General features: G+C 42.2%; 14 protein-coding genes. 7 read left to right on the forward strand and 7 right to left on the reverse strand.

Annotated features, from left to right (window positions below):
• Positions 1–16: 16 nt before the first annotated feature.
• The gene (locus IGI54_RS01065) at positions 17–2,659 is read left to right on the forward strand and encodes a cation-translocating P-type ATPase (RefSeq protein ID WP_071861662.1); all 2,643 of its coding nucleotides are present in this window, start codon (positions 17–19) and stop codon (positions 2,657–2,659) included.
• 125 nt (positions 2,660–2,784) lie between these two features.
• Here IGI54_RS01065 and adhE (IGI54_RS01070) read toward each other — a convergent pair whose 3' ends face one another.
• Positions 2,785–5,385, reverse strand: a complete 2,601-nt coding sequence (adhE, locus tag IGI54_RS01070; protein ID WP_430620890.1) for a bifunctional acetaldehyde-CoA/alcohol dehydrogenase — start codon at positions 5,383–5,385, stop codon at positions 2,785–2,787.
• A gap of 408 nt (positions 5,386–5,793) precedes the next feature.
• Between adhE (IGI54_RS01070) and tgt the strand changes: the two genes are divergently transcribed.
• The 4 genes from tgt (at position 5,794) to IGI54_RS01090 (ending at position 10,902) form a co-directional block, all read left to right on the forward strand.
• The gene (gene tgt, locus IGI54_RS01075) at positions 5,794–6,939 is read left to right on the forward strand and encodes a tRNA guanosine(34) transglycosylase Tgt (protein WP_430620891.1); all 1,146 of its coding nucleotides are present in this window, start codon (positions 5,794–5,796) and stop codon (positions 6,937–6,939) included.
• A gap of 85 nt (positions 6,940–7,024) precedes the next feature.
• Positions 7,025–7,384, forward strand: a complete 360-nt coding sequence (gene yajC / locus IGI54_RS01080; RefSeq protein ID WP_071861659.1) for a preprotein translocase subunit YajC — start codon at positions 7,025–7,027, stop codon at positions 7,382–7,384.
• A gap of 278 nt (positions 7,385–7,662) precedes the next feature.
• Entirely contained in the window at positions 7,663–10,263 is a 2,601-nt protein-coding gene (adhE, locus tag IGI54_RS01085; protein WP_071861658.1) for a bifunctional acetaldehyde-CoA/alcohol dehydrogenase, read from the forward strand.
• Between the two features lie 168 nt (positions 10,264–10,431).
• Positions 10,432–10,902, forward strand: coding sequence for a hypothetical protein (locus IGI54_RS01090; protein WP_313630752.1), 471 nt, complete (start codon positions 10,432–10,434; stop codon positions 10,900–10,902).
• A gap of 133 nt (positions 10,903–11,035) precedes the next feature.
• Here the strand turns inward: IGI54_RS01090 and fni are convergent, their stop codons facing one another.
• From fni to mvk, 4 genes are read right to left on the reverse strand one after another with little or no spacing between them, the layout of a single operon-like run.
• A complete protein-coding gene (gene fni / locus IGI54_RS01095) occupies positions 11,036–12,079 on the reverse strand; it encodes a type 2 isopentenyl-diphosphate Delta-isomerase (protein ID WP_430620892.1) in 1,044 nt (347 codons plus the stop codon).
• Positions 12,069–13,157, reverse strand: coding sequence for a phosphomevalonate kinase (locus IGI54_RS01100; protein ID WP_430620893.1), 1,089 nt, complete (start codon positions 13,155–13,157; stop codon positions 12,069–12,071). Before IGI54_RS01100 ends, fni begins: the two co-directional genes overlap by 11 nt.
• A complete protein-coding gene (gene mvaD / locus IGI54_RS01105) occupies positions 13,158–14,147 on the reverse strand; it encodes a diphosphomevalonate decarboxylase (protein WP_430620894.1) in 990 nt (329 codons plus the stop codon).
• The gene (gene mvk, locus IGI54_RS01110) at positions 14,140–15,081 is read right to left on the reverse strand and encodes a mevalonate kinase (RefSeq protein ID WP_430620895.1); all 942 of its coding nucleotides are present in this window, start codon (positions 15,079–15,081) and stop codon (positions 14,140–14,142) included. The genes mvaD and mvk overlap by 8 nt, the downstream gene beginning before the upstream one ends.
• Positions 15,082–15,427: 346 nt before the next feature.
• Here mvk and IGI54_RS01115 point away from each other — a divergent pair, with 346 nt between their 5' ends.
• Both IGI54_RS01115 and IGI54_RS01120 read left to right on the forward strand, forming a co-directional pair.
• The gene (locus IGI54_RS01115) at positions 15,428–16,084 is read left to right on the forward strand and encodes a deoxynucleoside kinase (protein ID WP_071861814.1); all 657 of its coding nucleotides are present in this window, start codon (positions 15,428–15,430) and stop codon (positions 16,082–16,084) included.
• A gap of 204 nt (positions 16,085–16,288) precedes the next feature.
• Positions 16,289–17,194: a magnesium transporter CorA family protein gene (locus tag IGI54_RS01120; RefSeq protein WP_071861645.1), complete on the forward strand. Its 906-nt coding sequence runs from the start codon at positions 16,289–16,291 to the stop codon at positions 17,192–17,194.
• 130 nt (positions 17,195–17,324) lie between these two features.
• Here the strand turns inward: IGI54_RS01120 and IGI54_RS01125 are convergent, their stop codons facing one another.
• A complete protein-coding gene (locus tag IGI54_RS01125) occupies positions 17,325–18,134 on the reverse strand; it encodes a Cof-type HAD-IIB family hydrolase (RefSeq protein WP_430620896.1) in 810 nt (269 codons plus the stop codon).
• Positions 18,135–18,337: 203 nt separating this feature from the next.
• A complete protein-coding gene (locus IGI54_RS01130) occupies positions 18,338–19,375 on the reverse strand; it encodes an FUSC family protein (RefSeq protein ID WP_430620897.1) in 1,038 nt (345 codons plus the stop codon).
• Between the last annotated feature and the right edge of the window lie 22 nt (positions 19,376–19,397).

Below are 19,397 nucleotides of genomic sequence, written 5' to 3' on the forward strand. Positions count from 1 at the left end.
CAAGAGGAGGAATAGGATGGAATCCTACAAAGAGACAGCAGATACTGTGATTAAGGAATATGAAGCTGATTTAGATAATGGTTTGACAGAAAAAAAAGTTGAAGAAAAATTAAAAAATAACGGCAAAAACAAATTTGAAGATGCACCGAAGGAATCGGTAGCGAAAAAATTCTTCCATAGTTTGACCGATTTCACGACAATTATTTTACTTGTTGCAGCAGTTATCTCACTTTACACGGCGATTGCTACGGACCACGGCGATTATTTTGAGAGTTTTTTGATTATTGCGATTGTAGTGATCAATTCAGTTTTAGCAATTGTACAAGAAGGTAACGCCGAAAAAGCATTATCTGCGTTACAAGACATGAACAAGCAATCAGCAACTGTCTTACGTGATGGCAAACAGCAAGAGATTGATGCTGAAGAATTAGTTCCAGGGGATACGTTGCTTTTGGAATCAGGTTCACTGATTACTGCTGATGCCCGTATCGTGGAAGCTTCGCAAATGCGAGTGGAAGAATCTGCGTTGACAGGCGAGAGCGAGCCGGTCATGAAGGATGCCGATTATATTGGTGAAGAGGACGAAGCATTGGGCGATCGTCTGAATATGCTGTACAAAGGCTCCACAGTTGTAAACGGTCGTGGTAAGGCAATCGTTACGGAAACCGGTATGAAGACCGAGATGGGGAAAATTGCCGGGTTATTAAATAGTGATGAAACGCAAAAAACACCTCTGCAAAAACGATTAAATCATTTAGGCAAACGGATCAGTTTGATCGCTTTGGCAGCTGCGGCTTTTGTGTTTTTCATTGGTGAAATGCAAGGCGAACCGATGTTGGACATGTTTATCACTGCGATCTCATTAGCAGTAGCAGCAGTGCCGGAAACATTGACGGTCATCGTGACATTAACCTTGGCTTTTGGTGTGCAAAAAATGGCGAAGAAAAATGCTATTATTCGCAAGTTGCCAGCGGTTGAAACCCTTGGTTCAGCCAATGTCATTTGTTCCGATAAAACCGGAACCTTAACACAAAACAAAATGCGGGTACGCCGTGTCTGGACTCATGGTGATTCTGTTGTTGATACAGAAGAAGGTATGACCGAAGAGGCGATGGAAGTTTTAAGCACGGCGGCTCTTTGTACCGATGTCGTTGTAGAAAATGATGATAATGAATTAGAAATCAAAGGAAATCCGACTGAAGCGGCGATTGTTCGAGCTGTGGAAGAAAACTATCACACTAAGTCAGAGCTTGAAGAGAAGTATCCGCGAATCGGTGAGATTCCGTTTGACTCTGAACGAAAAATGATGACTACCGTACATAAACGCGGGAAAAAATTCATCTCAATTACTAAAGGGGCCTTTGATGTACTGTTGCCCAAATTTCATTATGGTGATGTTGACCAGGCGGCAATCGTAAATGATCGCTTCGGAAAAAAAGCGTTACGAGTAATCGCTGTTGGTTATGCGATTCATGATGAAGAACCAAAAGAAATTACGTCAGAAGCGTTAGAGAAAGATTTACGTCTGATGGGCTTGATCGGGATGATCGATCCGCCTCGTCCAGAATCAAAAGCTGCGATTGCCCGTGCCAAAAAAGCGGGAATCAAAACGGTGATGATCACTGGCGACCATGTCGTAACAGCTGGAGCTATCGCCAAAGAACTTGGAATCATGAAGAGTCGCAAAGAAGCACTTTCTGGCGCGCAGTTACAAAAAATGACCGATGAAGAGTTGGATGAAAAGGTGAAAGACCTTTCTGTTTATGCGCGAGTAACACCAGAAGACAAGATTCGAATTGTTAAATCATGGCAGCGGACAGGTGCCGTTGTGGCAATGACCGGAGATGGTGTCAATGATGCCCCCGCTTTGAAAGCCAGTGATGTTGGTTGTGCGATGGGAATTACGGGGACGGATGTTGCTAAAGGTGCAGCGGATATGATTTTGACCGATGATAACTTCGCGACGATCGTTGATGCGGTAGCTCGAGGACGTTCCGTTTATCAAGGGATTCGTAAGGCGATCAATTTCCTTTTGAGCTGTAACATTTCGGAGATTTTTATCGTAGTGATTGCGATGTTGTTAGGCTGGGGAGCCCCGTTTACCGCTGTTCAATTGTTGTTCGTAAACGTTGTAGCAGATGGCTTACCAGGCTTCGCACTAGGCCGTGAACCGGCGGAAGCAGGAATTATGGATGAAAAACCAATTCCTCGAAATGAAGGGATCTTTGCTCGCGGTTTATGGCAAAAAATTGGATTGAATGCCGCGGTCTTTACCGTCGTCACTTTGATTGGATTTTATGTGGGAGCGTTCGTTGACCACGTCAGCTATTTCACCCCACCAAGTTTGGAAGTCGGTCAAACCGTCGCCTTCTTAGTTTTAGCGTATTCATCGATTTTACACGTTTTTAATGTGCGTAGTGCGAAATCGATTTTCAGAGTGGACTTGGCTACAAATAAATCGTTGGCTCAAATGGCCTGGTTAGCGATTGGAATCACGACAGTCATCGCGCTAGTTCCTCAGACACAAGAATTGTTCTATCTGGTACCTATTAGTATGAACCATTGGGTGATCTCAATCTTACTTTCGATTGTACCGATCATCGTCAATGAATTGATCAAATTCCACAAAGCACCAGAAATTGATCCAGAAAATATTTAAGCAGTTGAATCATATTTTATTGAATTGCCACAAGCAGAGCTAAAAAAGCCTTCGATGATTGTTTTCATCGGAGGCTTTTTTGCAGTGAAGCGAACACTGCTTAGGAGTAAAACGGCTCTACCGGATTACGCTTTATAATCGTAGCTAGTGATGATGATCTCTTTCAATTCGCTGATCAGCGGTTCTTTTGGATTCGCGGTGGTACATTGATCCTCATAAGCAAGCTCCGCCATCCGGTCAACTGTGGAATCTAGTGTCTCTTGCGTTACGCCTTGCGCTTTGAGACTCATATCGATGCCGATCGACGTACCTAGCTCATAAATAGCTGAAGCTAAAGCTTCAACTAATTCTTCGGTAGTCTTGCCCTTTAACCCTAAGAACTTCGCAATGTCTGCGTAATCAGTATGTGCCCGGAAATAATCATATTTAGGGAACATCGCATGTTTTTGCGGATCTTTCGCATTGTAGCGAATGATATGAGGCAAGAGAATCGCATTTGTCCGACCATGAGGAATCCCATATTCACCGCCGATCTTATGAGCGATCGAATGACAAATTCCCAAGAAGGCATTGGCAAAGGCCATCCCGGCCATCGCAGAAGCGTTATGCATCTTCTCCCGCGATTCTTCATCGCCGTCTTTAACCGATTTTTCCAAGTAGTCAAAGACAATCTGAATCGCCTGCAAGCTCAAGCCGCGAGTATAATCAGAGGCCATAACGGAGACATAAGATTCGATCGCGTGAGTCAAGACATCCATCCCGGTATCGGCTGCGATTGATTTTGGCAATGTTAAAACAAATTGCGGGTCGATGATCGCGACATTTGGCGTCAGGGCATAGTCAGCTAATGGGTATTTCACGTGAGTTTCGCTATCTGTGATAACTGCAAATGGGGTTACTTCGGCACCGGTTCCTGAAGTTGTCGGAATACAGACCAGCTGAGTTTTTTCTGGTGCTTCGATCCCGTAAGTCCGCTTACGGATATCCAAGAATTTTTGTTTTGCGCCGAAGAAGGACGTGTCTGGGTGTTCAAAGAACATCCACATGCCTTTTGCTGCATCCATCGCTGATCCGCCGCCTAAGGCAATGATCGTGTCAGGTTGGAAGTTTACAAACATTTCCAATCCTTTATAGATCGTATTGGTGGATGGGTTTGGTTCCACATCTGAGAAGACTTCGATTTTGACATCGTTTTTCCGTCTGCTTAATGCTTCTCGCACGATATCCGCGTAGCCGAACTGTACCATCCCAGGATCACAAACTAGCATGACCCGTTCCACATTCTCCATTTGGGTCAAATACAACAAAGAGTTCTTTTCAAAATAGATCTTTGGTGGAAGTTTAAACCATTGCATGTTTTTTCTCCGTTTCGCTACCGTTTTAATGTTGATTAAGTCAAGGGCTGATACGTTGTGAGAAACTGAGTTTTTCCCGTAAGAACCGCAGCCAAGCGTTAATGATGGGATCAATTCGTTGTAAATATCGCCGATTCCGCCTTCCGAAGAAGGTGAATTGATTAAGATGCGACAAGCCTTCATGCGCAAACTGAATTCTAATTGTGCTTCTTCATCTTCTGAATGAATAACCGCCGTATGCCCTAAACCACCTAGCTCTAACATTGCCTCAGATAAGTCAAAACCATGCTCAGTCGAATTTGATTTGATCATTGCCAAGACTGGTGAAAGCTTTTCGCGAGACAGCGGGTAGTCAGGCCCCACACCGTCTAATTCTGCTACTAACATTTTGGTCCCATTTGGAACACCGATCCCTGCGAGATCAGCAATTGCTTTTGCAGAGAAGCCAACGATCTTCGGATTAACAGCATATTTGCCTTCATTCATAACGACCGCTTCCAATTGTCTCAACTCATTTTTCTTAACGAAGTAAACTTGATGCGCTTGAAATTCTTTTTTGACCGTTTCATAAATCTCTTTATCGACGATGACTGCTTGTTCGGAAGCGCAGATCATGCCGCTGTCGAAAGTTTTAGACACAAGTAGGTCATTGACTGCGCGTTTGATATTGGCGGTTTTTTCGATGTAGGCGGGGACATTTCCAGGACCAACGCCGAGGGCGGGCTTTCCAGTTGAATAGGCAGCTTTCACCATTGCACCACCGCCAGTTGCTAAAACAATCGCTACACCAGGATGATTCATCAAGCCTTGGGTAGCTTCAAGGGAAGGTTGCTCGATCCATTGGATACAATTTTCCGGTGCACCGGCTGCAATCGCCGCGTCACGGATGATCCGTGCTGCTTCGGCAGAGCATTTTTGCGCGCTTGGATGGAAGGCGAAAATGATTGGATTACGTGTTTTTAAAGCGATCAGAGCCTTGAAAATCGTTGTTGAGGTGGGATTGGTCGTAGGTGTCACACCACAGATCACACCCACTGGTTCAGCGATTTGAATCAGATGTTTTTGCTTGTCTTCATGAATTACGCCAGCGGTCTTATTGTCTTTGATATTGTTCCAAATATACTCAGAGGCATACATATTCTTGATCGCTTTGTCTTCAACGATTCCACGGCCGGTCTCTTCTACGGCCATTTTTGCTAATAACATGTGCTTGTCTAATGCGGCCATTGCCATTTCGTGAACAATCTGATCCACTTTTGCCTGCTCGAATTTTGCTAACACCTTTAACGCGTCGTTTCCCTTCGTTGCCAGATCATTGATTACGCCGTCAACATCGATTGGTTCTGTTTTTTTCTCAGTCGCTTTAACCATTGTTTCCCTCCTAATATTTTTTTACTACTTCATCATAAATGTTAATATTGTAACTGTAAACGCTTTCCTTAGATAAGTATTTTCTTCACATTAAGCTCTTTTTAACGTGTTTTAAGTGATAATTCATCTAAAGTTTTTTTATTAGTTATGTTTTTTCGAGTAAAAGCATGGGATTGCTTATTTTGTTCGTTCAAGCACTCTGGGAAAAAGAAAAGTTTGTTCTTATTAAAATAGGAAAATGTGGAAAATTAAATAAAAAAAATTTGTTTTGTGTGGTTATGAACATGATTTCTATAAGAAGCGTTAAAGTCTGGAAGGAAAGTTGCAAAACGACTATAAAACCATTATTATGGTACAAGTTGCAGACTAATACATACACAATACATATAGAAGAAAGTAGGAAATTGAATGACTGAACCTGCCATTTCTTATCGTTTAATAAAGAAAGAAAAACATACAGGCGCACGTTTGGGAGAGATTATCACTCCTCATGGAACGTTTCCGACGCCAATGTTCATGCCAGTAGGCACATTGGCAACGGTTAAAACAATGTCACCAGAAGATTTAAAAGAGATGGGTGCCGGCATTATTTTAAGCAATACCTATCATTTATGGTTACGGCCTGGAGAAGATCTTGTTGCGGAAGCGGGCGGCTTGCACAAGTTCATGAACTGGGATCAACCAATCTTGACGGACTCCGGTGGCTTCCAAGTGTTCTCATTAGCGGATATGCGGAATATCGTTGAAGAGGGCGTTCATTTCAAAAACCATTTGAACGGTTCGAAGATGTTCTTATCACCAGAAAAAGCGATCGATATCCAAAATAAATTAGGTTCTGACATCATGATGAGCTTTGATGAATGCCCGCCATTTGATGAAAGCTATGACTATGTGAAAAAATCAGTGGAACGGACCTCACGTTGGGCAGAACGTGGACTAAAAGCGCACGCTAACCCAACAACGCAAGGATTATTCGGGATCATTCAAGGTGCTGGTTTTGAAGACTTGCGTCGTCAAAGCGCCAAGGATCTTGTCAGCATGGATTTCCCTGGCTATTCTATCGGCGGACTTTCTGTCGGTGAACCAAAAGCAGAAATGAATCGGGTGCTAGAATTTACGACACCATTGATTCCAGAAAACAAGCCCCGCTATTTGATGGGTGTGGGCGCTGCAGATTCATTAATCGACGGCGTGATTCGTGGCGTGGATATGTTTGATTGCGTATTGCCGACGCGGATCGCTCGTAACGGTACATGTATGACGTCAGCAGGGCGCTTAGTTGTTAAGAACGCGAAATATGCTTATGATTTTCGTCCATTAGATGAAAAATGTGATTGCTACACGTGTCGTAATTATACTCGTGCTTACATTCGTCACTTGATCCATTGTGATGAAACCTTTGGTATTCGTCTAACTTCTTATCATAATCTATATTTCTTAATCAATTTGATGAAGCAAGTTCGTCAAGCAATCATGGATGATAATTTATTAGAATTCCGCCAAGCCTTCTTTGAAGAATATGGATTTAATAAACAAAACGCAAAAAGTTTCTAAAGTCTGAATAAAAAAGCTAGTGAAACTTTAGAAATTTTGTTACAGTTAGAAGTGGATTTACTAAGAATGCGAGGGGAAATATAAAATGGGAAGCTTTTCAATGATCATCTTGATCGTAGTAATGCTGGGAATGTTCTTCATGATGAACCGTTCTCAAAAGAAACAACAACAAGAACGCCAAAACGTCTTGGATGCGATGAAAGTTGGCGACGATGTCGTAACGATCGGTGGATTACACGGTGTGATCCATGAAATTAATACGAATGATAAGACTGTTACTTTAGACTGTGAAGGCATTTATCTAGTCTTTGATCGTGCATCAATCAGAACCGTAACAGCCAATGTTCGTCCGGCGACAACGCCAGTTGGACCAGAAGTGGTAGAACCTGAAGTAACTGAGCCGCAAGAAACAGTTGTTGAAGAAAAACCTGAAGATAAAGAATAAACGAAGTATCCGTTTGGAGAGTGGAGCATTTATTGTTCCACTCTTTTTTTGTGGATTGTTTTGTTAACCCTGAAGATAATTGTGAAAAAAGTTCTTTTATTAGAAACTCAATACTATAATCTCTAAAAAAAGCATATGTTATAGACGGGCTGTGTTCATCGCATTTGATAATAAAAAAAGCTGGTGTGAAAAAAATCACAAAAACTATTTACAAACTCTCAAGGGTGTTGTATGATGTCTATGTGAAAAAGAACACAAAAATTTTTAGGAGGATACACATGGCTAAAGCGATTGAAAAGGAAAAAGACGCAGTCAGCGTTGAACAAGTGATTGATGAATTAGCAGCAAAAGCAAATGTTGCGTTGAAAGAAATGGAAGACTTCGATCAAGAAAAAGTTGACCATATCGTTCACGAAATGGCAATGGCAGCATTAGACAAACACATGATGTTAGCGAAAATGGCCGTTGAAGAAACCGGCCGCGGGATCGTCGAAGATAAAGCAATCAAAAATATGTACGCTTCAGAATACATCTGGAACAGCATTAAGAATGATAAAACTGTTGGCGTGATTGGCGAAGATAAACAAAAAGGCTTAATCGAAGTTGCTGGACCTGTCGGCGTTGTTTGTGGCGTAACACCGACAACAAACCCAACATCTACAACAATCTTCAAATCAATGATCGCCTTAAAAACAGGAAATCCAATTGTATTTGCTTTCCATCCAAGCGCTCAAAAATGTTCTGCTGAAGCTGCGCGTATCGTTCGTGACGCGGCAATCGCGGCAGGCGCTCCTGAAAATTGTATCCAATGGATCGAAAAACCATCGATCGACGCAACATCAATGTTAATGAATCACCCAGGTGTAGCCATCGTTCTTGCGACAGGCGGACCAGGCATGGTTAAATCAGCTTACTCTACTGGTAAACCAGCTTTAGGTGTTGGTGCGGGAAACGTTCCTTCATACATTGAAAAAACAGCGAAAATCAAACGTGCGGTCAACGACTTAATCGTTTCAAAATCTTTTGACAACGGTATGATCTGTGCTTCTGAACAAGCTGTTATTGTAGACAAAGAAGTCTACGAAGATGTAAAAGCAGAATTCCAAGCACATCAAGTTTATGTTGTGAAGAAAAATGAATTGAAAAAATTAGAAGACGCTGTCATGAACGAAGGCAAATATGCAGTAAATCCTGCAATCGTTGGTCATTCAGCTGAAGATATTGCGCAACGTGCAGGAATCAAAGTTCCCGCTGGCACAAAAATTCTAATCGCTGAATTAGATGGTGTCGGTGCAGATTATCCATTATCTCGTGAAAAACTTTCTCCAGTTTTAGCGATGATCAAAGCAAATGATCACCAACACGGTTTCGATCTTTGCCAAGGTATGCTTGAGTTAGGCGGATTAGGCCATACAGCAGTTATTCATACAGAAGATGAAGATTTACAAGTGAAATTTGGGTTGCGTATGAAAGCTTGCCGTATTTTAGTTAATTCACCATCTGCAGAAGGCGGTATCGGTGACATTTACAATGAAATGATCCCATCATTGACTCTTGGTTGTGGTTCATACGGGAAGAACTCTGTATCTAAAAACGTATCTGCTATTAACTTAATCAATGTTAAAACTATAGCGAAACGGAGAAATAATATGCAATGGTTTAAGCTACCATCAAAAATCTACTTCGAAAAGAACTCTCTATTGTATTTGACCCAAATGGAAAATGTTGAACGTGTCATGTTAGTTTGTGACCCTGGCATGGTTCAATTTGGCTATGCGGATATCGTTCGCGAAGTTCTTGGACGTCGGACAAATGATGTGAAAATCGAAGTTTTCTCTGATGTTGAGCCAAATCCTTCAACCAACACAGTTTATAAAGGCTTAGAAATATTCAATGATTTCCAACCAGATACAGTTATCGCTTTAGGTGGCGGTTCTGCGATGGATGCGGCGAAAGGCATGTGGATGTTCTTTGAACACCCAGACACTTCATTCTTCGGCGCAAAACAAAAATTCTTAGATATTCGTAAACGGACGTATAATATCGGCAAACCTGAAAAAACTCAGTTCGTATGTATCCCAACAACTTCTGGTACAGGTTCTGAAGTGACACCATTTGCCGTTATCACTGATAGCGAAACACACGTGAAATACCCATTAGCAGACTACGCGTTGACACCAGACGTAGCAATCGTTGACCCACAATTCGTTATGACCGTACCAGCTTCTGTAACTGCTGATACTGGGATGGACGTATTGACTCACGCGATTGAATCATACGTGTCTGTTATGGCTTCTGATTATACTCGCGGCTTGAGCTTACAAGCAATCAAGATGGTCTTTGACAACCTTGAAACATCTGTTAAAACAGCAGACCCAGAAGCCCGCGAAAAAATGCATAATGCTTCTGCAATGGCAGGGATGGCCTTCGCCAATGCTTTCTTAGGAATTTGTCACTCAATCGCTCATAAGATCGGTGGAGAATACGGCATTCCTCACGGACGTACCAATGCGATTCTATTACCGCATATCATCCGTTACAATGCGAAAGATCCGCAAAAACACGCGATGTTCCCTAAATATGACTACTTCCGTGCAGATGCTGATTATGCTGATATCGCTAAGTTCTTAGGACTTAAAGGCAATACCAATGCAGAATTAGTAGAGGCATTGATTGAAGCAGTGTACAACTTAGGGGTGACTGTTGGAATCGACATGAACTTGAAAGCACAAGGCGTGACTCAAGAAACATTGAATACGACGGTTGATCGTATGGCTGAACTGGCTTACGAAGACCAATGTACAACAGCAAATCCAAAAGAACCATTGATCAGCGAGCTGAAAGAAATTATTGTGACAGCTTACGATTACAAAGCATAAATTTTCGTGAAAGAACTCTCCTAGTGAGGGTTCTTTTTTTGAATTTAACTCAAATGCAGGATTTTATTTAAAAAATTCATTTTATTTAGATTAAATGAATCTCTTTGATTGTTCTGACCCTCAAAAAACGATAGACTAGAATTAAGATGGGGGGAAGGATTCAAGATCATGGAAAAATTGAAGCGTGAGATACAAGAATTAAGTGAATCCAATGCGCGATTAGGCGCCTTGATTGACTATCTAGTAAATGAAAAAAAATTGATGGCCAGTAAGGCAAATCATATTTTTATGTTAGATATGCAAGACTATGTAGCTGCATTGAATGGCTTGGCTCCTTCGAATGCACAAATTTCTGTGACTCCTCAAGAGATCAAACAAATTAATTATTTACTGACACAGCAATACGAACTGATGAAAATCATTCAAAGGGATTATACCCGCCTTGCTGTCGCGGAAACTGACGAGAAACAGGCGGCAAATGAAAAGAAGCTACGCATCATTAAACGGCTGTTGGTGATTAACCAGTTGCTGCTGCAAGATAATATCTTGTTTCAATCCTTGCTCGAAGCAAAAAAAATAAGCGGAACGATTCGTATTGGTGAAAAGAAAAATTGGCTGCAGCGGCTATTGAGACGTTAGAGGCTGATTAATGAAGGCTTTCGTGTAGCCGGACATGGATATACTTGCTGTAAAGCGATTGATTCACGTGTAAAATTTATACTTTCTTTATATGAGGCAAAATAAGAGGTGGAGATCAATTGATCTCCACCTCTTATTTGCGTGTCGCTAATTGGTTATAATCAATTCCGCGGGCTTGGCACCATTCTTTAGGTGCACCGCTTAAAATAATCGGGTTATGGCTTAATTCTGCCGTGGTTGCTTTGTTAGTCATTAGATATAAACGCTGCAGCTGAATTTTCCAGTCTTCGATCATAGCAATAGTGGATTCGATGCCATCACTCATTAGCTGATCAAGGATCGTCGCTGAAATACCAACAGCTTTAGCACCTAAACACAAAGCTTTAAAAATATCATAGGCACCTCGAATGCCACCAGAAGCCAGAAGGGTCAGATCATTAACAGACTGAGCTTCTAAAAGTGATACGACCGTCGATTGGCCCCAATCATCCAAATAAGTTAGTTCCCGCTTTTTCCGGCGAGCGTTCTCAATTTGTGAGAAGCTAGTACCGCCGCGACCGGAAACATCGATTGCCTGCGCTCCTAATGAGTGTAATTGTTGAAGCGTTTCTCGTGTCATGCCAAAACCGACTTCCTTGACGATGACAGGAACATTCAGTGCTTGAATGGTTTGTTGGATATTTTGCGGCCATTCATGAAAATCACGATCGCCTTCAGGCATGACTAATTCTTGCGGAACATTTAAATGGATTTGTAAACCATCTGCTTGCAGCAGCTCCACGATTTTTTGGGCATCTTCACTAGTTCGACCAGCCCCCATATTGCCCAGGATCAGGCCATGAGGATTTACTTTTCGAACGACCGTGTAGGAATCTGCCACACTTGGATCTTTCAATGCTGCGCTGACAGAACCAGTTGCCATCATTAGATCCGTCTCACGAGCGATGATGGCCAAGTCGTGATTGATTTTTTTAGTTTTTTCACTGCCGCCGGTCATGGCGTTGATGTAAAAAGGGACGCTTAATTTGAGGCCGAGAACTTTGGTACTTAAATCGACCTCTTCAGGACGTATCGTTACGATGGAAGAATGCAATAACCGAATCGCATCGAAATCATTTTCCTTTGGTTTTTGATGGAAAGCTCGAGCCAATGAAACATGTTCGTCTTTACGATTCATGGCGATCCTCCGTAAAATGATAGACGTGAAGAGGCAATGGCGTGATGCCAGCCTTTTCCCAAGAACTCATTAAAGGCAGGATTCCTGCACGTTTGTCAACGATCACAATGCCGCAATCACCACCGCCAGCACCGGAAGATTTTGCGGCGCCACCGTATTGTTCAGCGAGATCATTCAACCGTTTCAATTCCTCGGTTTCAATCAAGACGTTGCTGATCGTCGTCAATTGGTTCAGTAATTCGCGATTTTCACGAATCATTTGCTGGATCAAGGATACATCATTTCGCTTGAACCCTTGGATCATTTCGTCTACGCAAGCTTTGCTGTCTTGTAGAAAGTGTTCGTAAGAGGTGCGTTTTTCATCCCGTGATTGATGGACTTGGTCGACTAGATCAGAAGTCGATGCTGGACTGCCAGTCCAACCGATTAATAGGCGCAAGTCTTCGGGGACTTGCAATGGTTCAATTTGTAAATTCGGCCAGTTATTTTCGATTAAAGTGGTCAATTTTTCGGTCGTCATTTTTTCTAAGACCCAGTCATGGTCGAAGGTAGAAAAGGCTAACCAACCACCGTAGCAGCTGGCGGCAATATCTCCACAGGAGCCGTTGCCTTGGACATTTAAATGAGCGAGGGTCGCTAATTTAAATAATTCTAACTGCGAAAGATTCAGTTTATAAAAAGCATTCAACGCTTTGACCGTCGCCACTGTGACAGCACCACTGGAGCCTAGACCGTATTTCCGGCCATTAGAATTATCTAGCTCACTCGTTACTTTTAAGTCGAAGAAGGCCAATTTTTTGCCTTTTTCCTGGGCGTATTTCTCGGTGAAGTGAATCGCCGCTAAAATATAATGGAAAGGATTGTCACGAATGTCTAGGACTAATTCGTTATTCCGGCGAGTCCAACGTATGGGTAGATCGCTATATTGGGCGGATTGGATACTTCCGCTTTTTTTGGCCGGTCCGATGGAGACGGAAATGAATTGGTCGATGGCTACGATGATCGCGGGATGTCCCGGTTCTACAACGGCGTATTCACCGGCGATATAAAGTTTTCCAGGGGCAGATACTTCAATCATTTACGCGTCCTCCTTTGATAAAATTTCGATTTTTGGTCCTGCGTGAGCAAGGATTAATTGTTGGGAATCAAAATGCTTGGCTAAGGCAGCCTGAACCTTTGCTTCATTTTTACGTTCGACTAAAATTTTGACATTTGGTCCAGCATCCATTGTGAAGTAGCAAGGAATGCCGGCAGTTCTGATTTGGCGGACGAGATTCATGGCTTGCATGCTTTCTGCCGACCAATAGGTGAAGGGCGGATTCGCGGCTAAGGTTGTACCGTGCATTTTTAAGGCGCTGGCTTCGGTAACCTCTCCTAAGGCAATAAAGTTTTTTTCAGTGATGGCTTGTTTGGCTTTTTGTAAATCTTGCGGAACAGTTTGTAGCCAACCATCATAAAAAGCCGACGTTTCGACCGTTCGTTGCATGCCATCGCGACTAGAAATATCTTTTTGGGCATCATTGACCACGACAAAGAGCATACTTAACTCATTTTCGAAGTCGTTGCTTGGTATTTCGACTGCATAGGACGTCTCGTCGCTAGTCCCTTTTTGCCATTCAGCAAAGCCGCCGTAAATGCTGCGGCAGGCAGAGCCGGAGCCCCGACGTGCAAGCCGCGATAATTCTTCCGGTGATAAGGCTAGATTTAATGCTGCACTAGCAGCGCCGGCCAAAGCGGCCAAACCACTAGCAGAAGAAGCTAAACCTGCAGCTGTAGGGACGAAGTTTTGGCTTTTTACCGTCGCATAAAGGTTGCAGTCGGCTTTTTGGCGGACTAAATCAAGAAAGCGACTCACTTTTAAGGTCGCTTTCGGATCTTGCAGTTGATTGTCTAAGTAGAAATGATCTTCCTTCAACTCTTCGGAAAAAGTGACGGTCGTTTCAGTATAAAAAGCATCCAACGTTAACGATAAACTGTTGTTCATTGGAATGATTAGTTCTTGATTTTCTTTGCCCCAATATTTGATCAAGGCGATGTTCGTATAAGCTCGAGCTTTGCCACTAAACATGTGCGTAGACACCTAACCCTTCAATCCATGTATCACGTGCGCCAGCGTCTAATAATGTTTTCTGCAGCTGACGTCCGCTTGTTTCATTCTCTGCTAGAGCGATCATGCAACCACCGCGGCCGCCACCGGTCAGCTTCGTACCTAATGCGTGATGTTCTAACGCCGTTTCGATTAGGTGGTCTAAGTTGCGATTGCTGGCACCTAATAAGCGTAAGAGGCCTTGAGCTTGGTTCATACAGTCGCCTAAGACGCGAGGCTTATTTTGTAAAACGGCTTGCTGAGCTTGATTGGTTAACTGTCCAAGTGTCCGCATTTGCTGATTGGTCTCATAAGGGCGCAGTTCCATCAGTTTAGCGATATCTTTCACTGCTTTGCGCGTCTGTCCTTTTACGCCAGTGTCAGCCACAACTAAAAAAGCGTCCATGTTTAATTGGAAAGGTTGGAAGCCGATGCCTTTTTGATAAAGGATCGGTTCAGTTCCACTAATCGTCGTCGCGTCAATGCCGCTAGGGTTGCCATGAGCCACCGCTTCCGCTTGATTGACAAAGTGTAAGACGTTTTCTTGGGTCGCCGGTTCTTCCATCCAATCGAAAACAGCCCGGGTAATCGCAACTGCTACGGCAGCGCTTGAACCCATTCCCCGTTCGGCTGGAATCGAGCTTTCAATCTTTAAATAGAAAGGTTCTGGAATTTTAAAATGTTTTACTAAATACCACAGTAAGACCGTTACATTGCGCATCGTATTCGGCACGGCTGAAAGCGGTCCGTGGAAGAAGCTGGATTCGATCCACGACTCAAGTTTATTTACCTTGATCGTCGCTTGGATACCTGTTCCGGCAAAAGGAAAGGCGATCGCCGGCTCCCCATAAACAACCGAGTGTTCTCCCATTAAGATGATTTTTCCACTGGCATAACCCGTGCCAATCGATTTCATTAAAAAAACCCCTATTTCGTTTTAGAGTATGTATTTTTCATTTTTATTTGTTTAGCTATTGTTTTCATTGAGAAAAATTCATGTTTCTCGACTTCTTTATTATAAACGAAATTATTACTTAATAGTAATAAGCCATTTTAGTCTCTTCCCATTTTACTCAGAGAAGACCTACAAGTAAACGAAACCGCTGAAAAGTTTTTGAAAAGCTACGATTTTTTAAACATTCCTTAGAAGAATAAAGTTTGTTTTTCTGTAGATATTTTGTTTGACGCTACAAGATATTGGGGGTATATTGGATAAGTTGAAAAATACGCACTATATTTTGTATGAAACGAGTTGGGGGTTTATGAGCGTGATCGTATTAGCAGGAACCATTGGAGCAGGGAAATCAAGTTTGACCGCAATGCTGTCAGAGCATCTAGGAAGTCAGGCTTTTTATGAATCGATTGATGATAATGAAGTGTTACCGCTATTTTATGCTGATCCAGAGCAGTACGCATTTTTATTGCAAATCTATTTCTTAAATAAACGTTTTGATAGTATTAAAAAGGCGATGCAAGACGACAACAATGTCTTGGATCGTTCAATCTATGAAGATTCTTTATTATTTCATTTAAACGCTGATCTTGGCCGGGCAACCGAGACAGAGGTCAAAGTTTACGATGAATTGTTAGCCAATATGATGCAGGAGTTGCCTTATGCGGCTCATAAAAAGCATCCCGATCTATTGGTCCACATCCGGGTTTCTTTTGAAACGATGATGGAACGAATTCAAAAGCGTGGACGTGAATACGAGCAATTAGAATTTGATCCCACCTTGTATGATTATTACAAGGAGTTAAACAGCCGTTACGATCAATGGTATGAAGACTATCATGAAAGTCCCAAAATCCAAATCGATGGTGATCGTTTGAATTTTGTTGACAATGCTGACGCACGGGATGAAGTGATCCGCATGATCGATGAGAAAATTTTAGAGGTTCAAGGAATTACAGCGGAATAAGGCTAAGTAGGAACTATGGCAGTCAGGTCATGGTTCTTTTTTTGGAATCAGTTATTGTTTAAGAGTGAAAGATTAATGTACAGGTGATAAAAGGTTCTTTTATTTCAATTAACTGTTTCAATGTTTTCTAATAGGTTAAAACTAATAAAGAAGTGAAGATTTTGTTATACTGATTTTAACAAGATTTTATACCGGGAGGTTCTAATGGACAGCAAACAAACATTTAATCAAGAGATGTGTTCATGGGTCAATGTCGATGCGACACAGCCTCACGAGATCAAAAAATTGAGAGCTAGCTATTCTATCAGCGATGAGATGTTGACGTATGCGCTAGATGATAATGAACGGGCGCGGGTGGAATATGATCCGATGGAAAAGGCTTTGCTATTGATCTTTAATGTGCCGAACCTCTTAAAGAAAGACAATCATTATGAAACGAGTCCGATGGCCTTCATTTTGAAGGATCATTTTTTCTTTTCGTTTGTCAATGAACGGACGGCTTATGTGGAAAATATTATTGAGAATCTGTTACAGAATGAACCGAACCAAAGCACGGCGAGTCTGTTATTCCATACACTTTTTTTGATCTCTGATTACTATTTCCCTTTAGTTGAAGAGGTGGATAGTCAACGGATTGTCTTAAATGCGAAATTACGAGAAAAAACCACCAATAAAAATTTATTGGCGTTGTCCGATTTGGAAATTGGCTTAGTGTATTTGGTAACGGCCACGAAACAAAACGCGGTTTTGTTGGAGCAGGTCAAGGTTCAAGCAATCTTTTCCAGCTTCACGGATAAGGAAAAAGAGGAATTGGATGACGCGTTGATTGAAGCCAAGCAGGCGGTGGAGATGACCAAATTATCCAGTGAAATCTTGGATCAATTATCCGGTACCTACAATAATTTGTTAAATAATAATCTGAATGACACGATGAAAATCTTAACAATCTGGTCTTTGATGTTGACGATCCCTACGATCGTCACCGGTTTTTTCGGCATGAATATGCCATTGCCTTTGGTTCATTCGGAAGCGGGTTGGCTAATTTCATTAGTGATCAGTTTGGGCCTTTCCGCCTGGCTGATTTTGATCCTATGGCGGCGAATACGCTAAAAGGAAGTGAGACGAAATTTCGTCCCACTTCCTTTTTTTGAATAAACGGTATATCAGAAGTCACTTCCTCGAACGTGAGGCAAAATGGTTCTGAAATTTTTCTAGTACAACCAGCTAGTGCAGCAATAAATTAAAGAATAAAGGTCTCAATCACTTCGGCGACAGCGCTGTTTTCATGGTCGGCGGTAGTCGTATGCTGAGCGGCGACTTTGACAGCCGGCACAGCATTGGCAACGGCGACCCCTAATTCGGCTGCTTGGATCATCGCCAGGTCGTTGGTGTTATCGCCAATCGCGATGGTTTCCTCCATTGGAATCCCTAAATGATCCGCCAATGTTTGCAAAGCCACGCCTTTATTGACGCCTTTTGGATTGAACTCGATGTAACGATTTGATGAATAACTAATTTCTAGAGCCGTTTTCAAATCGGCAGGCAGGTCGGTTTCAATTTGTTCTAAGTAATGACGGTCCAAGTTTTGGAATAAGGCTTTGTAACAGGTTTGATTTTTTAGAAAATCAATGTCATCGTCTAAACGCTTCTCGTGAGGGATCGTCGTTAAATAGGCATCTTCGTCAGGATTGCTATGATACACATAGGTTTGCTCGAAAGTATAAAGATGGATCGCTACTTCGTATTTTGAACCGAATTCAAACAATTGCGCCAGAACATCATAAGTTAGCGGAAAATCCTTGATAATGGTAGGACCTTGGTTTTCAACGACTACGCCGCCGTTGAAGCCGATCATGTAATGTTGCGCTTTGTTATCGGCAGCTAATTCAGCTAGCGTTTGTTTGATGGAGTAGAAGCCGCGGCCAGTCGCTGGTGCGAAGATCAAACCTTGTGCTTCTGCTTTTTTTATCGTTTCTCTTGTTTTGGGCGAAACGTGACGCTGTTTATCTAACAATGTTTCGTCCAAGTCACAAGCAATTAATCGATACATAATGGTGCCTCCTTCATTTTCTTGACTAGAAAGAAAGTATAAAATTTTCAAATGAATAAATCGCTTTACAGCAGGCATATTCATGTCCGGCTTCACGAACTAGCTTTATCGGCAATAAACAAAAGCTGAGCGAGTTCGCGAAAGCCTTTCTCATTCTCATTATAGCAAAAACCGAGTGAGGACACTCGGTTTTCAGTTTCTTTCTATTCAATTGAATGGAATTTACGATTATAAAAAGCTAGGCTAGTAGTCATCAGCCAAGCAGCTAATAAACCTAACAGACTGCCGATCACGATGCCTAAAAAACGAAACTGCAACAGCATGTAAAGGTATTGCTGTTTGACTAATATTGAAAGCATTAAGGACATTGGAGTAGTAAAAAATTGTGCAATCGCATAATTGCGTTTAACGAAAAACTCAACCGTTACAAACAAAGCGGTGATCACTAGTAAAGTTGCGAAAACGGATAAGGATAAATTCAATAATAAAGCCGCGATAGCTAAGCCTACCACTGTACCCAAAATTCGTTGAATATTTCGGTGAGCCATTGCGCGCAGATTGTCTCCTTGTAAAATGGAAGCACAAGAGACGACGAGCCAATAAGGATTCTTTAATTGGAGTCCAACGCTTAGATAAACTGCAAAAAATAAAATACCGCTATATAAAAGACTGTCCATGATGGCGGCAGGATCTTGATTGATCCGCTGTGTCACTGTTTTTGGAACGTCATTATTTGGGACAGGGTCTGTTTCTAAAAAATGTAGAATGAAAGCAAAAACGAGCGCAAATAGGACGCCAATAAAAAAGCAGCCACTCATGACGGGGATTTTAGTTAAGGGGATCTTGGTACTGACGCCCATTGCCGTAACCATCACAACAAAGAAGGGTCCCGGCTTTGCGATGCCATAAAGACTAAAAAAGAATCGTCCTAAAAAGCCAATCACCGCAACTACGATTGGTGCGGTCCAAGCCGCGTGAGTTGAAAGCATCCCGAAAAAATTTCCTGCCGTTAAAAAGCCCCCAACGATCGATAACCGAAGCATTAATTGTTTTAGAGGTAGGCGTTGGTAATAGAGAAAGGTAAAAATACCTAATGAACCGAAACTAGAAATGGCCAACTGATGAGTTAAATAGCCGGTGAATAAAACGCAGATCATACAAAGGCCAGCGCCGATCAAGCGAAAGGGCGATTCCTTTGGTTTATTGTAATGAATCAATTCTTTAAAAAAAGATTGCTCCATCTTATCACTTCCTTCCTATTTA

Origin of the sequence: Enterococcus sp. DIV0800 (assembly GCF_050559735.1) — a bacterium.
GTDB classification, from domain to species: domain Bacteria; phylum Bacillota; class Bacilli; order Lactobacillales; family Enterococcaceae; genus Enterococcus_A; species Enterococcus_A devriesei.

What these genes read in the sequence shown, in the direction of transcription:
- IGI54_RS01115 (WP_071861814.1), top strand. Translation starts at nt 15,428, where the DNA reads ATGAGCGTGATCGTATTAGCAGGAACCATTGGAGCAGGGAAATCAAGT.
- IGI54_RS01125 (WP_430620896.1), bottom strand. Translation starts at nt 18,134, where the DNA reads ATGTATCGATTAATTGCTTGTGACTTGGACGAAACATTGTTAGATAAA.
- mvaD (WP_430620894.1), bottom strand. Translation starts at nt 14,147, where the DNA reads ATGTTTAGTGGCAAAGCTCGAGCTTATACGAACATCGCCTTGATCAAA.
- yajC (WP_071861659.1), top strand. Translation starts at nt 7,025, where the DNA reads ATGGGAAGCTTTTCAATGATCATCTTGATCGTAGTAATGCTGGGAATG.
- mvk (WP_430620895.1), bottom strand. Translation starts at nt 15,081, where the DNA reads ATGAAATCGATTGGCACGGGTTATGCCAGTGGAAAAATCATCTTAATG.
- adhE (WP_071861658.1), top strand. Translation starts at nt 7,663, where the DNA reads ATGGCTAAAGCGATTGAAAAGGAAAAAGACGCAGTCAGCGTTGAACAA.
- IGI54_RS01120 (WP_071861645.1), top strand. Translation starts at nt 16,289, where the DNA reads ATGGACAGCAAACAAACATTTAATCAAGAGATGTGTTCATGGGTCAAT.
- adhE (WP_430620890.1), bottom strand. Translation starts at nt 5,385, where the DNA reads ATGGTTAAAGCGACTGAGAAAAAAACAGAACCAATCGATGTTGACGGC.
- IGI54_RS01130 (WP_430620897.1), bottom strand. Translation starts at nt 19,375, where the DNA reads ATGGAGCAATCTTTTTTTAAAGAATTGATTCATTACAATAAACCAAAG.
- tgt (WP_430620891.1), top strand. Translation starts at nt 5,794, where the DNA reads ATGACTGAACCTGCCATTTCTTATCGTTTAATAAAGAAAGAAAAACAT.
- fni (WP_430620892.1), bottom strand. Translation starts at nt 12,079, where the DNA reads ATGAATCGTAAAGACGAACATGTTTCATTGGCTCGAGCTTTCCATCAA.
- IGI54_RS01065 (WP_071861662.1), top strand. Translation starts at nt 17, where the DNA reads ATGGAATCCTACAAAGAGACAGCAGATACTGTGATTAAGGAATATGAA.
- IGI54_RS01100 (WP_430620893.1), bottom strand. Translation starts at nt 13,157, where the DNA reads ATGATTGAAGTATCTGCCCCTGGAAAACTTTATATCGCCGGTGAATAC.
- IGI54_RS01090 (WP_313630752.1), top strand. Translation starts at nt 10,432, where the DNA reads ATGGAAAAATTGAAGCGTGAGATACAAGAATTAAGTGAATCCAATGCG.